This is a genomic window from Saccharopolyspora erythraea, assembly GCF_018141105.1.
In the GTDB taxonomy this organism is placed as follows: Bacteria; Actinomycetota; Actinomycetes; order Mycobacteriales; family Pseudonocardiaceae; genus Saccharopolyspora_D; species Saccharopolyspora_D erythraea_A.
Window position 1 is genome coordinate 6,995,925 of the sequence record NZ_CP054839.1, and the last position, 14,758, is coordinate 7,010,682.

The window sequence follows — 14,758 nt, forward strand, 5'->3', positions numbered from 1 at the left end:
GGTCCGTTCGTCGACGTGCTGCGTTGCCGCGTCGCACCACCATCATGGGGTCTCGGACGCACTGGGGACCATACCCAGCGTGGCACGCGGTGCCGCTTGTGAGGACGCCCACAGGGCGGGACGCGATGCGACTGGCGCTGACACCAAGACGCGCTTGACCTCGGCGAACCGCCCGAACCCCGACGGCGCGGGCGGCTCGCCGATGCGCTGGTCAGCAGTTCCCGCGTCCCGCGGTCGTGTCGCACAACGTCGTCTCGTCGGCCCACGAGAGCTTGCTGCGCGCGTTCACACCGAGCTCGCGCGAGGCGGAGACGTCACCACTCGCGCCGGAGTCGCCCTTGAGCCAGTAGCGGACCTCGTATTCCTTGCCGCCCTCGGCGTAGGTGAAGGCGTAGAACGGCGCGGGCACCGGTGCCGGCCCGAAGTCCGGCGAGGTCCAGGCGTCCTCGCCCTCGGCCTTGGCCGGGTCGACGTACAGGCAGTCGTACTGGGCTCCCCCGTAGGTGCACTTGCGCGGCTCGGCCCCGCCGTAGCGGCCCACGCCGTCCACCTTCGTCACCTGCTGCGAGCCCAGCCGCTGGAAGATCTTCTCGCAGGCGCCGCCGTCGCAGGCGTGCCAGTCCTTCCAGGCCGCGGAGCGGGCCGACGCCGTCGACGCGCCGCCGTTCACCGCGTCGCAGAACTTGCCGAGCATGTAGGGCGCCATCTTCTGGGCCGCCGTCACCGAGTCGATGGCGGTGGCGGCGGTCTCCTTCGCGCCGAGCCCCGCCGAGTCGAGCTGCCAGATGCCCACGCCGGGGTTGAAGAACAGCCCGTCGGCCCGCTGCTCCGGATCGGCCAGGGACGCCTGGTCGTCGTATCGGGACAGCGTCATGGGCGAGGGCGGTTCGCCCGACCCCGCCACCTCCGGCCAGGTGGTGGCCAGCGTCAGGTTCGTCGCCGCCTCGGCGCTGACCTGGCATTCCGCCTGCTCCACGGCCTTGGCCGCGGCGGCCTGGACCGCGGCGTAGGGCTCGGCGCCGAACTGCAGCGGCGCGTTGTCGGCGACCCACGCCCGCTCCCGTTTCAGCCGGACTTCCTCGGGATTCTCCCTGCCACCGCCCGAGATGGTTCCGTCTCCCCCGGCAGCCGAGGCGACCGGTGCGAACACCGTGGTGGCCCCCAGCAGAACGGCGAGCAGAACGGAGCACGGGCGGACAGGTTGCTTGATAACCATAGTGCCCCCTTCGGTCGTGAATTATCGACATGCTCGTTCGCGACGTGCTCGCCGAACTCCACCGATCGGGGCAACTCGATCAAGGAAAGAGACTGTTCATTTGCCGCTTTTCACCTGTTTCCCGCCACATCGGACGCGGGCTAGGCTCGCGGCATGCACGAGGATCTGAGCGGGCTGGTGACCGCCATCGACCACGTCGGCATCGCGGTGCCCGACCTGGACGCAGCCATCGAGTTCCAGCGGCGGACCTTCGGTCTGGAGGTCGCCCACATCGAGGTCAACGAGGAGCAGGGCGTGCACGAGGCGATGCTGCGCGCGCCCGGCGACGCCTCGGGTGCCACGCAGATCCAGCTGCTCGCACCGATGCGGGAGGACTCCGCGATCGCGAAGTTCATCGACCGCAGCGGGCCCGGACTGCAGCAGCTCGCCTACCGCGTCACCGACGTCGAGGCGGCCGCAGAGGCGTTGCGCGCCAAGGGTTTGCGGCTGCTGTACGACTCGCCTCGGCGCGGTACCGCCGACAGCCGCATCAACTTCGTGCACCCGAAGGACGCGGGCGGCGTGCTCGTGGAACTGGTCGAGCCGGCGCGGTAACGACACGGAGTGCCGCGGCCCGCCGGGAGGTGGCGGATGCGCGGCACTCCGATGTGGACACCGATGGGGAGACGTCGTGGATTTCCGTCCGTGACGTCGAGCCGCGGCCCCGCACGGAGGCGTGACACGCGAAAGTGCGTGACGCTGCGCTTCTGCTGACCGAGCGTGCGGCGAACCCACTCGACAGCGCGCGAGCGCGTTAGCGCGGAAGCGTGGCACGCGGGTTCGCGGTTCGAGGTTCGCGGCTCGCGGCTCGCGGCTCGCGGGAGTCCCAACCGCGTCGTGCGAGCGGCGCCGCGAGAACGTCACGGCAACTCGAGCGGCGCCGCGAAACGGGGCCGCGAGAGCGACATGGGTCAGGCGGGCTTCGGGGCCTTCGTCATCCCGCCGACGCTGAGTTCCAGAGCACGCGCGATGAAACCGATCTCGCGCTCCAGCTCGTCGTCGTGCTCTCCGCGGCGCGCGACGGACTGCCGGTAGTTGATCAGCCGCGCGAACAGCATCGCGGCGGTGTCGATGTCGCCGCCCCTGCGGCCTGTCGGCAGCGCCGCCTCCAGCACTCGCCTGACCTGGTCCACGACGGTCTGGAAACGCGTCTGCAACGCCTCCCGCAACGCGACGTGGGTGTCGGCCTCCCGCCACAGCAGGTGGCTCAGCAGCAGCGACGTCTCCAGCCGCGTGTCGAACTCGAGCACCAGCCTGCGCAGGCTGCCCGCGACGTCACCGCGCACCGCGACCCGGTCGGACTCGACGTCCTCCTCCGGCAACCGGTCGACCAGCGCGGTCAGCAGATCCTGCTTGTGGCGGAAGTAGTAGTGGATGAGCCCTTTGGGCACCTGGGCGCGCTCCGCGATGCGGGAGGTCGGCGTCGCGTCGAAGCCGTGCTCGGCGAACAGCTCACCTGCCGCCGTGAGGATCCGCTCGCGCGCACACGCCTCCTGGTCCGTGCCGCCGGGTCCGGGTTCGTCCGATTTGGACCGCCGGCCCGGCGCGTTCGGCTCGTTCGCCGCACCTGGTGCCCGTGCCATCGGCGCGACCTCCAGCCTCCGGACCGCATCCGGTGTGGAGCACCTTCGCCTGTCGCTGCATATGCAGCCCTGGAAAGCCGCCGTCCGCCGAGGTGCGGCGCGGTCCGGAGTACTGCCCCGGACCGCGCCGGCCTCGCCCGGACGCCACCTGCGTCAGTGCTGTCCGGCCACTCCCCGCTGGTGTGCGGCGTTGGCCTCGGGGAGCGCGGCGGCACCGGCGATCACGGCCAGCACGCCGACCACCCAGGAGGTCCACGCGGCGCCCATGTAGTCGGTGTAGCCCAGCGCCCATGGCGAGATGAACAGCAGGACTCCGAGCAGCATGTGGGCGTACTCGCTGGTCATCGAACCCGGCATGGCCAGCGACCACACGCTGGCGATCACCAGCAGCGCGCCCAGCGCGATCATCGCCGACATCGCGTTGCCGTTCGTGGACGTCCACAGCGTCGCGAGCACGAGGTAAGCACCCAGTACCACGCCGACCCAGTCCTGCCACCGCATCCACGGCTTAGCAGTCGCACCTTCGGACCTACTGGCCACGTCGATCACCTCCACAGACGGGATGTCCTACTCCAAATGGTCGTCTTGGTTGGCCAGCCGGTCAAGCCTCCCCGAACGGGTATTTTTCCCCGTTTGAGCGGCATATTCTGCTCACCGTCTACTCGACTACCTACCGCAGTCGAACCTCGGGCACCCAATTGGAGCTAGTCCAAACGGACTAGTCTCCAAACGCTTGGTCATCATCCCGCGACCGCGCTCCGATCCCCGGCGGGACGAAAGGCCCACTCCGGCCGGACCGCCGTTTTGCGACCGCTGCCGACACCCCCGCGGCACCCGGCGGACCGGGCCCCGCGACACACCCACGCCGCCGCCTGTCGCCCACCTGGAGACGAGCGCGCCACAAAATCCGGTCATCAGGCCCACACCTCCCACAACACGGCCGGGTTCCAGGTAGCGTTGGGTGCCATGGGCCTTGCCGACGACCGTGACCTGCTACCACTGGGATCAGGCTTCGACCTCGCTCGAAAGAACGGGTACGACCGCGCACAGGTCGACGAACACCTCGAGCGAATCGACGCCGATCTCCGGATCCTCACCGCCGATCGGGATGCCGCCGTCTCCCAGGCGAACGATCTGTCCAAGCAGCTGGAGTCGGCGCGTTCGGAGATCGAGAACCTGCGCGGCCAGGTCGAGCGGCTGTCCAAGCCGCCGACAACGCTGGAGGGGCTCAGCGAACGGTTGCAGCGCATGCTGCGGCTTGCCCAGGACGAGGCCAACGACATCCGCGCCCGCGCGGAGAAGGACGCCGCCGACACGCGCGCCCGGTCCGAGGCCGAGGCGAGCAACCTGCGCACCCGCTACGAGAAGCTGATCGCCGAGGTCGACAAGCGGCGCGGTGAGATGGAGACCGAGCACCGCGCGCTGATGGACAAGGCCAAGGCCGAGGCCGAGCGGATCACGCGGGAGGCCGAGGAGAACCGCAAGCGCGCGGACGAGGAGTCCGAGGCGCGGCGGGTCCAGGTCGAAGAGGACTTCGAGATCGCCATGGCGGCCCGGCGGACCGAGTCCATGCGCACCCTCGCCGAGCAGGAGGCGACCAGCAAGGCCGACGCCGAGCGCCGCGTGCGCGAGGCCACCGAGGAGGCCAACCGGCGGCTGCGCGAGGGCACCAACGAAGCGCACCGGCGGGTGCGCGAGGCGACCGACGAGGCGAACCGGCTGGTCAGCGACGCCACCGCGAAGTCCGAGAAGCTCACCCGCGAATCCACCGAAGCCGCCGAGAAGCGCGAGCGCGAGTCCACCGACGCCGCGACGCGCCGCGAGCAGAAGTCGCAGCAGGTGGCCGAGCGGATGGTCCGGGAGGCCACCGACAAGTCCGAGCTGATGGTCAAGGAGTGCACAGAGGAGGCCACCCGGCTCATCGACGACGCCAAGCGCCAGAGCAAGCGGCTGGTCGACGAGGCGACCCAGGAGCACAAGCGGCTGCTGGACGAGGCCGACCGGGAGAGCAGGCGGCTGGTCGACGAGGCCCGCCAGGACGCCGAGCGGCGGCTGGGCGCGACGACCGAGGAGGTCCAGCGCAGGCTCACCAAGGCCGACGAGCAGGTGCACTCGCTCACCGAGCTGCGCGACACCGTCGCGGCGAAGCTGCGCGACGCCGCCGGGCTGCTCGGCCAGACCACTCCGCTGCTGGAGCGGCTGGCCGAAGAGGACACCGAGGAGGCCAAGCTGCGGGAGGCCGCGGCCGAGGCGCGCGAGCAGGCGCGCAAGGTCGCCGAGGCCAACGTCGCGGCCGACCGCCCGGGCGGCGGCTCGGGCCCGGAGGGTGCGGCCGGTGCCTCCGGCGACGGCGGATCGTCCGGCAACGGCGGTGGCACTTCCAAAAACGGTGGTGCGTCGGCCAACGGTGGTTCCTCCGGCACTGGCGCAAACAGCGGCGGTACGGCGAACTCCGGCCACGGCGGGGCGCAGTCCCAGCAGCCGTCCCAGGGCAAGGCCAAGCCCACGGGTCAGGTGAAGCCAGTGGGGCCTGCCGGGCCCTCGGCGCCCACCGTCCCCAAGCAGGAGGCACCGCGGACCACCACCGACGATGGTCCGACGGAGAAGATCCAGCGCGGTGCCTTGCAGGGCGGGGCCAACCCGCACGACCCGCCGACGCGACGCATCCAGCTGCCGGTGCCCGACGGCAACGCGGGCAAGGGCGGACCGCCCAAAGTGGACAAGCGGTCCCGGCCTGGCGGCTGACCCACAGCCCCGCCTGCCCGCCGACCCCGCCGGGGCTCAGCCTTCGCTGACGAGCACTGCGGTCCTGGACCACTGAGGCCGCCGGGCCGGTCGCCCACGCGACCCAGGCCCGGCGGCCAAATGCGCCAATGCCATCCGCCCGCGGGCTAGGAGATCCGGCCGAGCCAGGAGACGACGGCCTCGCTGAAGGCGTCCGGGGTCTCGACCGGGGAGAGGTGCCCCGACCCCGGGATCCGCACGAGTTCGGCGTTGGGCAGGGTTCCCGCGAGTTCCGCCGCGCTGTCGGGCGGGGTCATGACGTCCTCCTCGCCCACGACCACGAGCACCGGACCGCCGTATCCGCGCAGCAGCGCGGTGCTGTCCGGGCGGTCGGCCATCGCGCGCTGCGCCCACGCGATGCCCTCCGGCGGCTGGGTCTCGATGATGTCGCGGACCTCGTTGACGACCTCGAGGCGGTCGGCGCGGGTCGTGGTGCCGAGGACGTTCGGCAGCGTGCTCTCCGACAGCCACCCGTCGGTGCCCTCGCGTTCGGCGCGGTCGGCCGCGCTCAGCCGGTTCGCGCGCTGGTCCTCGTTGTCCGCGACGGCCTTGGTGTCTGCCAGCACCAGCCCGGCGACGCGCTCGGGCGCGGCGCGCAGCACCGCCATCGCCACGTAGCCGCCCATCGAGCAGCCGCCCAGCACGACCCGGTCCAGCTCGAGCTCGTCGAGCAGGGCGATGACGTCGGCCGCCGCGGCGGCCATGCTCGGCCGGTCCCGCACGGCGGGGCCGGCGGGCTCGTCGACACCGGTGGAGGCGCCGTGCAGCGCGCTCTCGCCCAGCCCGCGCTGGTCGGGGGTGATGACTCTGGCGTGCTCCTCCAACGACGTCCGCGCGGCGTTCCACATGCGCGCGTCGACCGGGAAGGCGTGCAGCAGTACCAGTGGGGTTCCGACTCCGGATTCGATGAAATGCACGAACCCCATCCTGCCGGAGACGCGCCGCCGTCGCGGCCCTGCGGCCCGTGCGCTGGGGGATCAGGAATCGACGATGGTGACCTGCCGGGTCTCCGACGGGCCGTCCCAGGTGCGGGGCAGCGGCGTCGGGACGTCGGGGGCCACGGCGCCCACGATCGCGTCGAGGGCGTCCTCGGCCTTGCCGACCCACAGGTGCTTGGTGTCGGGGAAGCCGGTGACCTGCGCCTGCGGGATCGCGGCGAACCGGCGCCGCGCCTCCTCCGGACGCAGGTAGTCGTCGTACTCCGGGATCAGCGCGTGCACCGGCTTGCCCGACTCCGCCCACGCGCGCAGGTCGTCCTCGGTGCTCCAGCGCAACGGCGGCGAGATCAGCACCGCGCCCTGCACCAGCGGGTCGAGCCCGTGCACGAGGGTGAGGTCGGTGCCGAACGACCAGCCGACCAGCCACACGTTCGGCAGGTCGCTGAACTCCGCGTACTCCAGCGCCGCGGCCACGTCGAAGCGCTCGGACTTGCCGCTGTCGAAGGTGCCCTCGCTGCGGCCGGCCTCGCTGGCGGTGCCCCGCGTGTTGAACCGCAGCACCGCCAGGTCGGCGAGCGCGGGCAGCCGCCAGGCGGCCTTGCGGAAGATGTGCGAGTCCATCATGCCGCCGTGGGTGGGCAGCGGGTGCAGGCAGACCAGGGTGGCCTTCGGCTCGCCGCTCTCCGGCAGCGCCAGCTCGCCGACCAGCTTGAGATCGTCGGCGGTGTGCAGCGTGATCGGCTCGCGCCGGGCCGGCAGCACCGTGTTCGCGCGGATCGGAGTACTCATCGCCTCGATCCTGCCACGAACGGGTGGCGCGCACGGTGTGATGTGCGGCAGGCGGCACCGACGCCGCTGACCAGGCTCGTGACGGCTACGGAAGCACTGCGGCGAGGGGGCTTGCACCGAGCACACGGCACTTGCGGCAGAGACGGTGCGCGGTCACGACCACCGGCGGGTCGGTCCGCGGCGGCCGCGGGCGTTCCAGCAGCCGGTGTGCCAGTGCCTGCGGTCGTCCACGCCGCCGTGGTCGGCCGCGGGCCAAGCCACCACGTGCCCGATGCCGGCGCGGATCTCGTGGTCGCAGCCGGGGCACCGGTAGTCCTTCGTCGCCTGCGCGGCGGGAACGGTGCGGACCATCCAGTCGCCGTCCGGCCCCTCCTCCACGCGCGACCAGCCGAAACCGGTGCCCATCGGACGGGCGCCGGCACCGGTGGCAGGCCCGTTCGGGCGGCGGGGACGGTTTCGGCGGGGCATGGCCCCACGTTAACGGCTGCCGCCCGGCGCGGGCAGACGCGGCCAAGCCGACTGCGCCAGGCCCCTGGCGTACTCGCACGCCTCGATGCCGTCCGCGCCCGGGATCGCGACGACCAGCATCGCCACCTCCACCTGCTGCCCGGCCGGGTCGCCGAAGGGGATGTGGCCGGTCTCGGCCGAGCAAAGCGGCACGCTCGGGTCGCCGCCGACGATGCTGACGACCGTGCGGCGGCCGGCGATCTCCTCCTCCACCGCCGCCCCGTGCAGCACCCTGGGCGGGGCGCCCGCGGTGTGCACGAGCCGCACCCGGGGCGACTCGGCGTTCTGCTCGCCCCACTGGCACTGGTGGCGGGCCGGGGTGGACCGCGGCTGGGCCTGCTCGAGGCCGGGCACCTGGTGCACGACGGTGGAGTCCAGCACGGTGCACGGGTCGGCGACGGCCAGCGAGTCCGGTGGGTAGGCGCGGTGCCCGACCCGGTGCTGCCGCATCGCGCCGACCGCCGCGTCCGCCCCGGTCTCGGCGACCGCGCACAGTCCCGCACCGGGATCGCCGCTGAGGAGGTCGGCGCTGACCCGCATCGCGGTGCCGTCGTCGAACAGCACGTCCCGCGTGCAGTGCCCGGGCAGCGGGGGTTCCTGGCGGACGCGGTACTGCCCTCGCGCCACGACCGGTGCCTCGCCGCCGGGCTGGTCCGGTGTGGACTCGGCCAGCTCGCCCACCGCGACCTGCACCACCGAGCCGTCGGCCAGCTGGACGCGGTGCAGGCAGTAGTCGAGCGAGACCGTCCCGGCTTCGGTGACCTGCCCGAACCTCGCCAGCGCCGCCGGGTCGGCGACCGAACAGGGATCGAAGGTGCGCAGGTCGCCGAGCACGTCGACCGACGACGCGGGTGGCTTCCCGCCGCCCGCCACCGGGCCCGAACCGGCCGGGCCGCCGACGCATCCGGCGAGCAGGAGCAGTCCGGCGATGAGCAGGGCCATCCAGCGGAGGCGGGGAGGCGGCATCGGCTCAGCCTAACCTCGTATCACCCGAACGGGTACCGGTCCGACGAGCGGAACGGCGTGCGACATCCACCACGCGAACATCCGGCGGGATAAGGAGATTCGGGGAGGGACCTCGCGTCGGCAGGCCCCTCCCGCGACTGCTACTCGTCGAAGTTGCGGGACGCGAGGTCGAGGATGCGCTGCACGGCTTCCCGGGCGTCGGGACCGCTCGCGCGCAGCACGATCCGGTGGCCCTTGCGCGCTCCGAGCCCCATCACGCCCAGCACGCTCGCGGCGTCGGCTTCCTTTTCCCCGAGCGAGATGGTGACGTCGGCGTCGAGACCGGTCAGGCACCGGGCCAGCAGCGCGGCCGGACGCGCGTGCAGGCCGACCTCGTTGGCCAGTTCCAGTTCCTCGCGGACTTCCTCCTGCGGCGGGGCCTCGGCTTCCTCTCCGCCGGCCGCCAGCTCCGACGGCCCGCCCGCGGCCTGCACCGCCTCGGCGACGGCCTTGAGGTCCTTGCCGCCCTGCGCGGCGACCGCACCCGCCACCGCACCCTCGACCAGCGGCCCGTCGGCCACGATCGCGGTCCGCGGGTCGCCCAGCGACTCGACGGCCAGTTCCGCGACCATCTGCGCGCTGCCCAGGTCGTAGAGCAGGACGGCGCCCGCGCCGGTGTCGGCGTCGGACAGCGCGGCGGACACCCGTTCGAAGTCGGTGCCGATGCTGCCGTCGTCGAGCCCGCCGGCGGCGACGACCCGGACCTCCGGAGCCATCTGCTGGGCGAGCTCCACGACGCCCTCGGAGAGCTTCGCGCTGTGGGAGACGATGACGAGTCCGACGGTCTTCATCGTCCGCCCCTCGCCGCCTCGGCGAACGCCGACAGCAGCAACGCCGTCGACCGCGCTCCCGGATCGATGTGGCCCGCGCTGCGCTCGCCGAGGTAGGAGGCCCGGCCCTTGCGCGCGACCAGCGGCTCGGTCGCCTGCGCGCCCACGTGGGCGGCTTCGGCGGCCACCGACAGCACCTTCACCGGCCCCTCCCCCGCGTCGGCCGCGCCCTTGGCGGCGTCGACCGCGGGCGAGAGCGCGTCGATCATCGTCTTGTCGCCGGTGACGGCCTTGCCGCGCGCCGCGACACCCTCCATCCCGGCCTTGAGCGCGGCGGCGACGGCCGCGCCGTCGAGCTCCGCGGCGTCGCCGACCGCCGCCGCGGCCCGCAGGAACGCCGTGCCGTAGAGCGGCCCGGAGGCCCCGCCGACGGTCGAGATCAGCACCGTGGCCACCATCTTCAGCACCGCACCCGGTGTATCGGGCGCCGCGGTGTCCACCTTGGACACGACCGCCCGGAAGCCGCGGTCCATGTTCTCGCCGTGGTCGGCGTCGCCGATCTCCCGGTCGAGCCGGATCAGCTCGTCCCGGTGCGCCGCGACGGTCTCGGCGCCCGCGCGCAACGCGACGACGACGTCCTGTGCTGTGCAACCCATCAGGTCCACCTGTTCTTCTGTCACCAGTGCAACGCCGCGGTGTGCACCGGTGCGTCCCACAGCTCGGTGAGCTCATCGTCCAGTTTGAGCAGCGTGAGGCTCATGCCCTGCATTTCCAGGCTCGTCGTGTACGGGCCGACCAGCCGCCGCCGGACCCGGATGCCGCGTTCGGCCAGCAACCTCTCGGCGATGCCGTGCGCGAGGTAGAGCTCGATGAGCGGGGTGGCGCCCATGGAGTTGGTGAACAGGAGAGCCTCGTCGCCGTCGGCATACGGAAGATCATCCACGATGGCGTCGAGAAGCCTGCTGACGACGGCATCCGCTTTCTCCAGCGGCAGCCGCTCACGACCGGGCTCGCCGTGGATGCCGATGCCGATCTCCATCTCGTCCGGCTCCAGCGCGAAGCTCGGTTCGCCTGCGTGCGGCACCGTCGGGGCGGTGAGCGCCATGCCCATCGAACGCACCTGTGAGACGACCCGCCTGCCCAGTTGCTCGCACTCGTCCAGCCCGGCACCGCGTGCCGCCGCGGCACCGACGATCTTCTCCACCAGCACGGTTCCGCCGACGCCCCGGCGGCCCGCCGTGTGGGTGGAGTCCTTCACCGCCACATCGTCGTCCACCAGCACCGTGCGGACCTCGGTGCCTTCCGCCTCCGCCAGCTCGGCGGCGGTCTCGAAGTTCAGCACGTCGCCGGTGTAGTTCTTGACCACCAGCAACGCCCCCGCGCCGCCGTCGGTCTCGTTGATCGCGGCCTGCACCGCGTCCGGGGTGGGCGAGGTGAACACCGCACCAGGCACCGCCGCGGCGAGCATGCCCGGGCCGACGAATCCGGTGTGCAGCGGCTCGTGGCCGGAACCCCCTCCGGAGATCACCGCGACCCTGTCCCGCACCGGAGCGTCCGCGCGCACGACCACGGCCGGGTCGGTCCGGACGCGCAGCAGTTCGGGATGCGCCGCCGCCATGCCCCGCAGCGATTCGGCGACCACGTCCGCGGGCTCGTTGATGATCTTCTTCACCGATGTCCTCCTTGACCGCCGGTGCGGGCGAACGTCCGATGGCTCCCAGGCGCAAATGTGCACGCAAGGTTGCCTACATCGCATCCTCACACGTTCGCGGGCCGCCGCCCGGCCGACCGCGGCCGGGAGCGGGCGAGGCGCCCGCCGCCCACGCGCGGATCGTTCCGCGCCGTGCGCGTGGAGGCAAGGGCGCGAGGGGCGGGACGTGTGCCCGCCGCCCTTGCGACGTGCGGAAAGGGGCCTCCGGTCGGCTCGCGGTTGGAGGGCCTTCTTGGAGGGCGTCCGGGGCGGGCCGGAGGCCCGACGGCGGGCGGGCTCCGCGGGCCCTCAGGCGCCCTGCTCGGCGGCGCTCCAGGCACGCGGCTCGGCGGCCGTAAGGCGGCGGGCCGTTGCGCTCAGGGTTTGGCAGCACGTCAGGCGCAGGGCTCGACCGCAGCGGCCTGCCCCCGACGTCCGGCCTGGCTCCCGACACCCCGTCGGCACAGGGGCGGCTGCGTGCGTCGGCCCTGCTCAGCGCCCGCGGAACAGGCGCAGCAGGCGGACCAGCCGCCGCACCGTGCGGCTCGAGCGGCCGAACGTCATCGGGTTCAGCGGAATCCGGTACTTGAGCCTGGTCACCGCCTGCGCCCGGGTGAACTCCCGCAGGCCGTCCTCGCCGTGGATCCGGCCGAACCCGGAGTCGCCGACACCGCCGAAGGGCAGCGCGGGGACCGCCGCGAACGCGATCACCGAGTTCACCGCGACCATCCCGGCCCGCAACCGCCGGGCCAGCTCCGTGCCGCGCGCCCGGGAGAAAACCGTGCCGCCCAGCCCGTACCGGCTGTCGTTGGCCCGTTCGACGCCCTCGTCGGCGCTGCGCACCCGCTCGACGACGATGGTCGGCCCGAAGGTCTCCTCGGTCGCCGCGGCCGCGTCCGGTGGCACGTCGGTGAGCACGACCGGCTCGACGAACGGCGGCCGCACCGAGTGCCCGCCGCCGACCAGCGCGCGGGCACCGCGTTCGAGCGCGCCGTCGACGTGGTCGCGGATCACGTCCACCTGGGAGGGCATGGTGATCGGCCCGAAGTTCGCATTGGGCTCGCCGCCCGGCCGCAGCTTGGCGGCGCGCTCGGTCACCAGGTCGAGGAACCGGTCGGCGACGGAGTCGACGACGTACACCCGCTCGACGCCGATGCAGGTCTGCCCGGCGTTGGACATCGCGCCCCAGACCGCGGCGTCGGCGGCGGCGCCCAGGTCGGCGTCGGCGTCGACGATCAGCGCGTCCTTGCCGCCGCACTCCACCAGCACGGGGGTGAGGGTCCGGGCGCAGGTGGCCATCACGCGCTTGCCGGTCTCCGTGGAACCGGTGAACGCGACCTTGTCCACACCCGACTCGCACAGCGCGGCCCCGGTCGGTCCGAAGCCGGTCACCACGCTGAGCACCGGCTGCTCGGGTACGACCTCGTCGAGGCTCTTCGCCAGCCACTCGCCGACGCCGGGCGTCAGCTCGCTCGGCTTGAACACGACGGTGTTGCCGGCGGCCAGCGCGTAGGCGATGGAGCCCATCGGCGTGAAAGCCGGGTAGTTCCAGGGTCCTATGACTCCGATCACACCGAACGGCAGGTACTCGACGGTCGCGGCATGGTTCGCCATCAGGAAGCCCGATGGCACCTTGCGGCGGCGCAACACCTTCTCGGCGCTGGCCGCGGCCCAGTGCAGGTGGTCGACGACCAGGACCAGCTCCAGGCGGGCGTCGTCGAGCGGCTTGCCGGTCTCGGCGCAGATGACGCCCGCGAGCTCGTCGAGCCGGCGCAGCAGCAGCTTGCGCCAGGCGTCCAACCGCTGCTTGCGACCGGAGAAGCCCAGGTCGGACCACCACTGCTGGGCCTTGCGGGCGGCCGCGACGACCTCGCTGACCTCGCCGGCGTCGCGCACGGGGTACCGGCCGACGACCTCACCGGTGCGCGGATCGAGCGATTCGAACGTGGGCTGCGGATCCAACTCCGCCTCGGTCGACGTCTCGACGCTGCCACGGGCGGTCCCGGTCATCGCTGGCCTCCCACCATTTCATTGGTCGTTGTAATCCTGCAGCCTACGGAATGTCGCCACGAAAGGGCGACCACCGGAGGGAGCGGACGCCGCCGGTTGTCTTCTTCGTCCGGTTTCCGCGGGTCAGCCGACTGACACCCCGGCACTCACCGACCGGGTGGCGGCGGCCTGTGCTTCCACCGCAACGATGGTGTAGTTGTACTCGCTCCTCCGCCCGATCTCCGGCACCGCCCGGCACAACGACACGGTGGTGTCCCGACCCGATCACTTGCCGTTGTGTCACGCAGAGCGACGAAGCGGTGCGGTGACGGGCTCCTCCGCGGCACGGGCCGGGTCCGAATCAGCACGTTCCCGACCACGTCCACTGATCCGCTCGATAGTGTGACCCGCGTGTACCGGTACGCGTCGCTGATCGCTGTTCTGCCTCTCGTCCTCATGGTCGCCGGATGTTCGGCCGGAACGGAGAAAACCACCGGGCAGCGGGAGACCGTGCCGGTCGCCAAACCCGACGTCGAGAGCGCGGCGTTCTTCGACGACCGGCTGACGCCCGCGAAGCTGCGGGCGGTCGACCCGTGCGCGCTGCTGCGCGGCACGGACCTGACCGAGTACGGCCAGCCCTCGGGTGACGTGCTCAGCGACCTCGGCGCGTGCTCGAACTTCATGAAGACCCACGACGGCAAGCCGTTCAACGTCACCCTGTACCTGCAGGCCGACGGGTTCGACTTCAGCAAGCACCGCATCGCCGGGCTGCCCGCCGAGATCACCGCCGACTCCGATCCCTGCTTCGTCCGGGTCGCCTACCAGGGCGCGGAGGGCATCCTGTCGTCGCCGCGGTCGATGCAGCTCCAGCTCGACACCGAGCTGCCCGATCCCTGTTCGGCCGCGGTGCAGATCATGCACGAGGTCGTCGAGCAGATCCGCACGAATCCGCCGATCGCCGGGCGCGGTCCGGCCGAGCTGTCCGGGATCGACCCCTGCACGACGCTCGACCCCGTGGTCGTGCGCGACACCGCGATGGGCGTCACGGCGTCGCCGGAGCCCGCCGGGATCTACGCGTGCGACTGGCACGCGGACAACGGCGTGGACCTCAAGGTCGACTTCGCCACCGGCGAGCCGGAGACCGGCACGCTGCCGCCCGCCGACATCGGCGGAGTCGGGGCGGCCGTGCTGCCGTCGTCGGAGCTGAACAACTGCCGGATCGAGTGGGAGCACCGCCGCACGCCGGCGAACGTCAACGGCATCGAACGCGTCCAGGTGCAGGTCTACAACAACAACAAGATCCCGATGGACGCGTGCGCGAACGCGTTGAACGCGGCACGGGCGGTGAAGTCGAAGCTTCCGGTCGGCTGAGCGGAGACCGCGGCCGGGCGGGTCGGCTCCCGGGCCGACGGCTCCCGGGCCGACGGCTCCCGGGCCGACGGCTCCCG

14 protein-coding genes are annotated in these 14,758 nt (G+C 72.3%); 3 read left to right on the forward strand and 11 right to left on the reverse strand.

Features of this window, described 5'->3' with window-relative positions:
* Nucleotides 1–211 precede the first annotated feature (211 nt).
* A complete protein-coding gene (locus tag HUO13_RS31260) occupies nt 212–1,216 on the reverse strand; it encodes a hypothetical protein (protein WP_211898513.1) in 1,005 nt (334 codons plus the stop codon).
* Between the two features lie 153 nt (nt 1,217–1,369).
* On the opposite strand from HUO13_RS31260, the gene mce reads away from it, so the two are divergent.
* A complete protein-coding gene (mce, locus tag HUO13_RS31265; RefSeq protein ID WP_211898514.1) occupies nt 1,370–1,810 on the forward strand; it encodes a methylmalonyl-CoA epimerase in 441 nt (146 codons plus the stop codon).
* Between the two features lie 356 nt (nt 1,811–2,166).
* On the opposite strand, the gene HUO13_RS31270 is transcribed toward mce, so the two are convergent.
* Both HUO13_RS31270 and HUO13_RS31275 read right to left on the reverse strand, forming a co-directional pair.
* On the reverse strand, nt 2,167–2,838 hold the full coding sequence (locus HUO13_RS31270) for a TetR/AcrR family transcriptional regulator (protein WP_211898515.1): 672 nt from the start codon (nt 2,836–2,838) through the stop codon (nt 2,167–2,169).
* A gap of 153 nt (nt 2,839–2,991) precedes the next feature.
* On the reverse strand, nt 2,992–3,339 hold the full coding sequence (locus HUO13_RS31275; RefSeq protein WP_211903293.1) for an SPW repeat protein: 348 nt from the start codon (nt 3,337–3,339) through the stop codon (nt 2,992–2,994).
* Between the two features lie 465 nt (nt 3,340–3,804).
* On the opposite strand from HUO13_RS31275, the gene HUO13_RS31280 reads away from it, so the two are divergent.
* Nucleotides 3,805–5,583: a M protein gene (locus tag HUO13_RS31280; protein WP_211898516.1), complete on the forward strand. Its 1,779-nt coding sequence runs from the start codon at nt 3,805–3,807 to the stop codon at nt 5,581–5,583.
* A gap of 146 nt (nt 5,584–5,729) precedes the next feature.
* On the opposite strand, the gene HUO13_RS31285 is transcribed toward HUO13_RS31280, so the two are convergent.
* From HUO13_RS31285 to HUO13_RS31320, 8 genes are all read right to left on the reverse strand, one after another.
* Nucleotides 5,730–6,539, reverse strand: coding sequence for an alpha/beta fold hydrolase (locus HUO13_RS31285; RefSeq protein ID WP_249124210.1), 810 nt, complete (start codon nt 6,537–6,539; stop codon nt 5,730–5,732).
* 60 nt (nt 6,540–6,599) lie between these two features.
* Complete coding sequence (locus tag HUO13_RS31290) at nt 6,600–7,349, reverse strand: alpha/beta hydrolase (protein WP_211898518.1); 750 nt, start codon at nt 7,347–7,349, stop codon at nt 6,600–6,602.
* A gap of 153 nt (nt 7,350–7,502) precedes the next feature.
* Nucleotides 7,503–7,817 carry a hypothetical protein gene (locus tag HUO13_RS31295; RefSeq protein ID WP_211898519.1) on the reverse strand — a complete coding sequence of 105 codons (315 nt, stop codon included), beginning with the start codon at nt 7,815–7,817 and terminating at the stop codon, nt 7,503–7,505.
* 9 nt (nt 7,818–7,826) lie between these two features.
* Nucleotides 7,827–8,822, reverse strand: a complete 996-nt coding sequence (locus tag HUO13_RS31300; protein WP_211898520.1) for a hypothetical protein — start codon at nt 8,820–8,822, stop codon at nt 7,827–7,829.
* Between the two features lie 140 nt (nt 8,823–8,962).
* Nucleotides 8,963–9,652, reverse strand: coding sequence for a dihydroxyacetone kinase phosphoryl donor subunit DhaM (dhaM, locus tag HUO13_RS31305; RefSeq protein ID WP_211898521.1), 690 nt, complete (start codon nt 9,650–9,652; stop codon nt 8,963–8,965).
* On the reverse strand, nt 9,649–10,287 hold the full coding sequence (gene dhaL / locus HUO13_RS31310; protein ID WP_211898522.1) for a dihydroxyacetone kinase subunit DhaL: 639 nt from the start codon (nt 10,285–10,287) through the stop codon (nt 9,649–9,651). Before dhaL ends, dhaM begins: the two co-directional genes overlap by 4 nt.
* A 20-nt stretch (nt 10,288–10,307) precedes the next feature.
* Nucleotides 10,308–11,303, reverse strand: coding sequence for a dihydroxyacetone kinase subunit DhaK (gene dhaK / locus HUO13_RS31315; protein ID WP_211898523.1), 996 nt, complete (start codon nt 11,301–11,303; stop codon nt 10,308–10,310).
* A 510-nt stretch (nt 11,304–11,813) separates the two neighbouring features.
* The gene (locus HUO13_RS31320) at nt 11,814–13,331 is read right to left on the reverse strand and encodes an aldehyde dehydrogenase family protein (protein WP_211898524.1); all 1,518 of its coding nucleotides are present in this window, start codon (nt 13,329–13,331) and stop codon (nt 11,814–11,816) included.
* Nucleotides 13,332–13,721: 390 nt separating this feature from the next.
* Between HUO13_RS31320 and HUO13_RS31325 the strand changes: the two genes are divergently transcribed.
* Nucleotides 13,722–14,681 (forward strand): DUF3558 domain-containing protein, encoded by a 960-nt coding sequence (locus HUO13_RS31325; RefSeq protein ID WP_249124211.1) that lies wholly within the window; start codon nt 13,722–13,724, stop codon nt 14,679–14,681.
* Nucleotides 14,682–14,758: the final 77 nt, after the last annotated feature.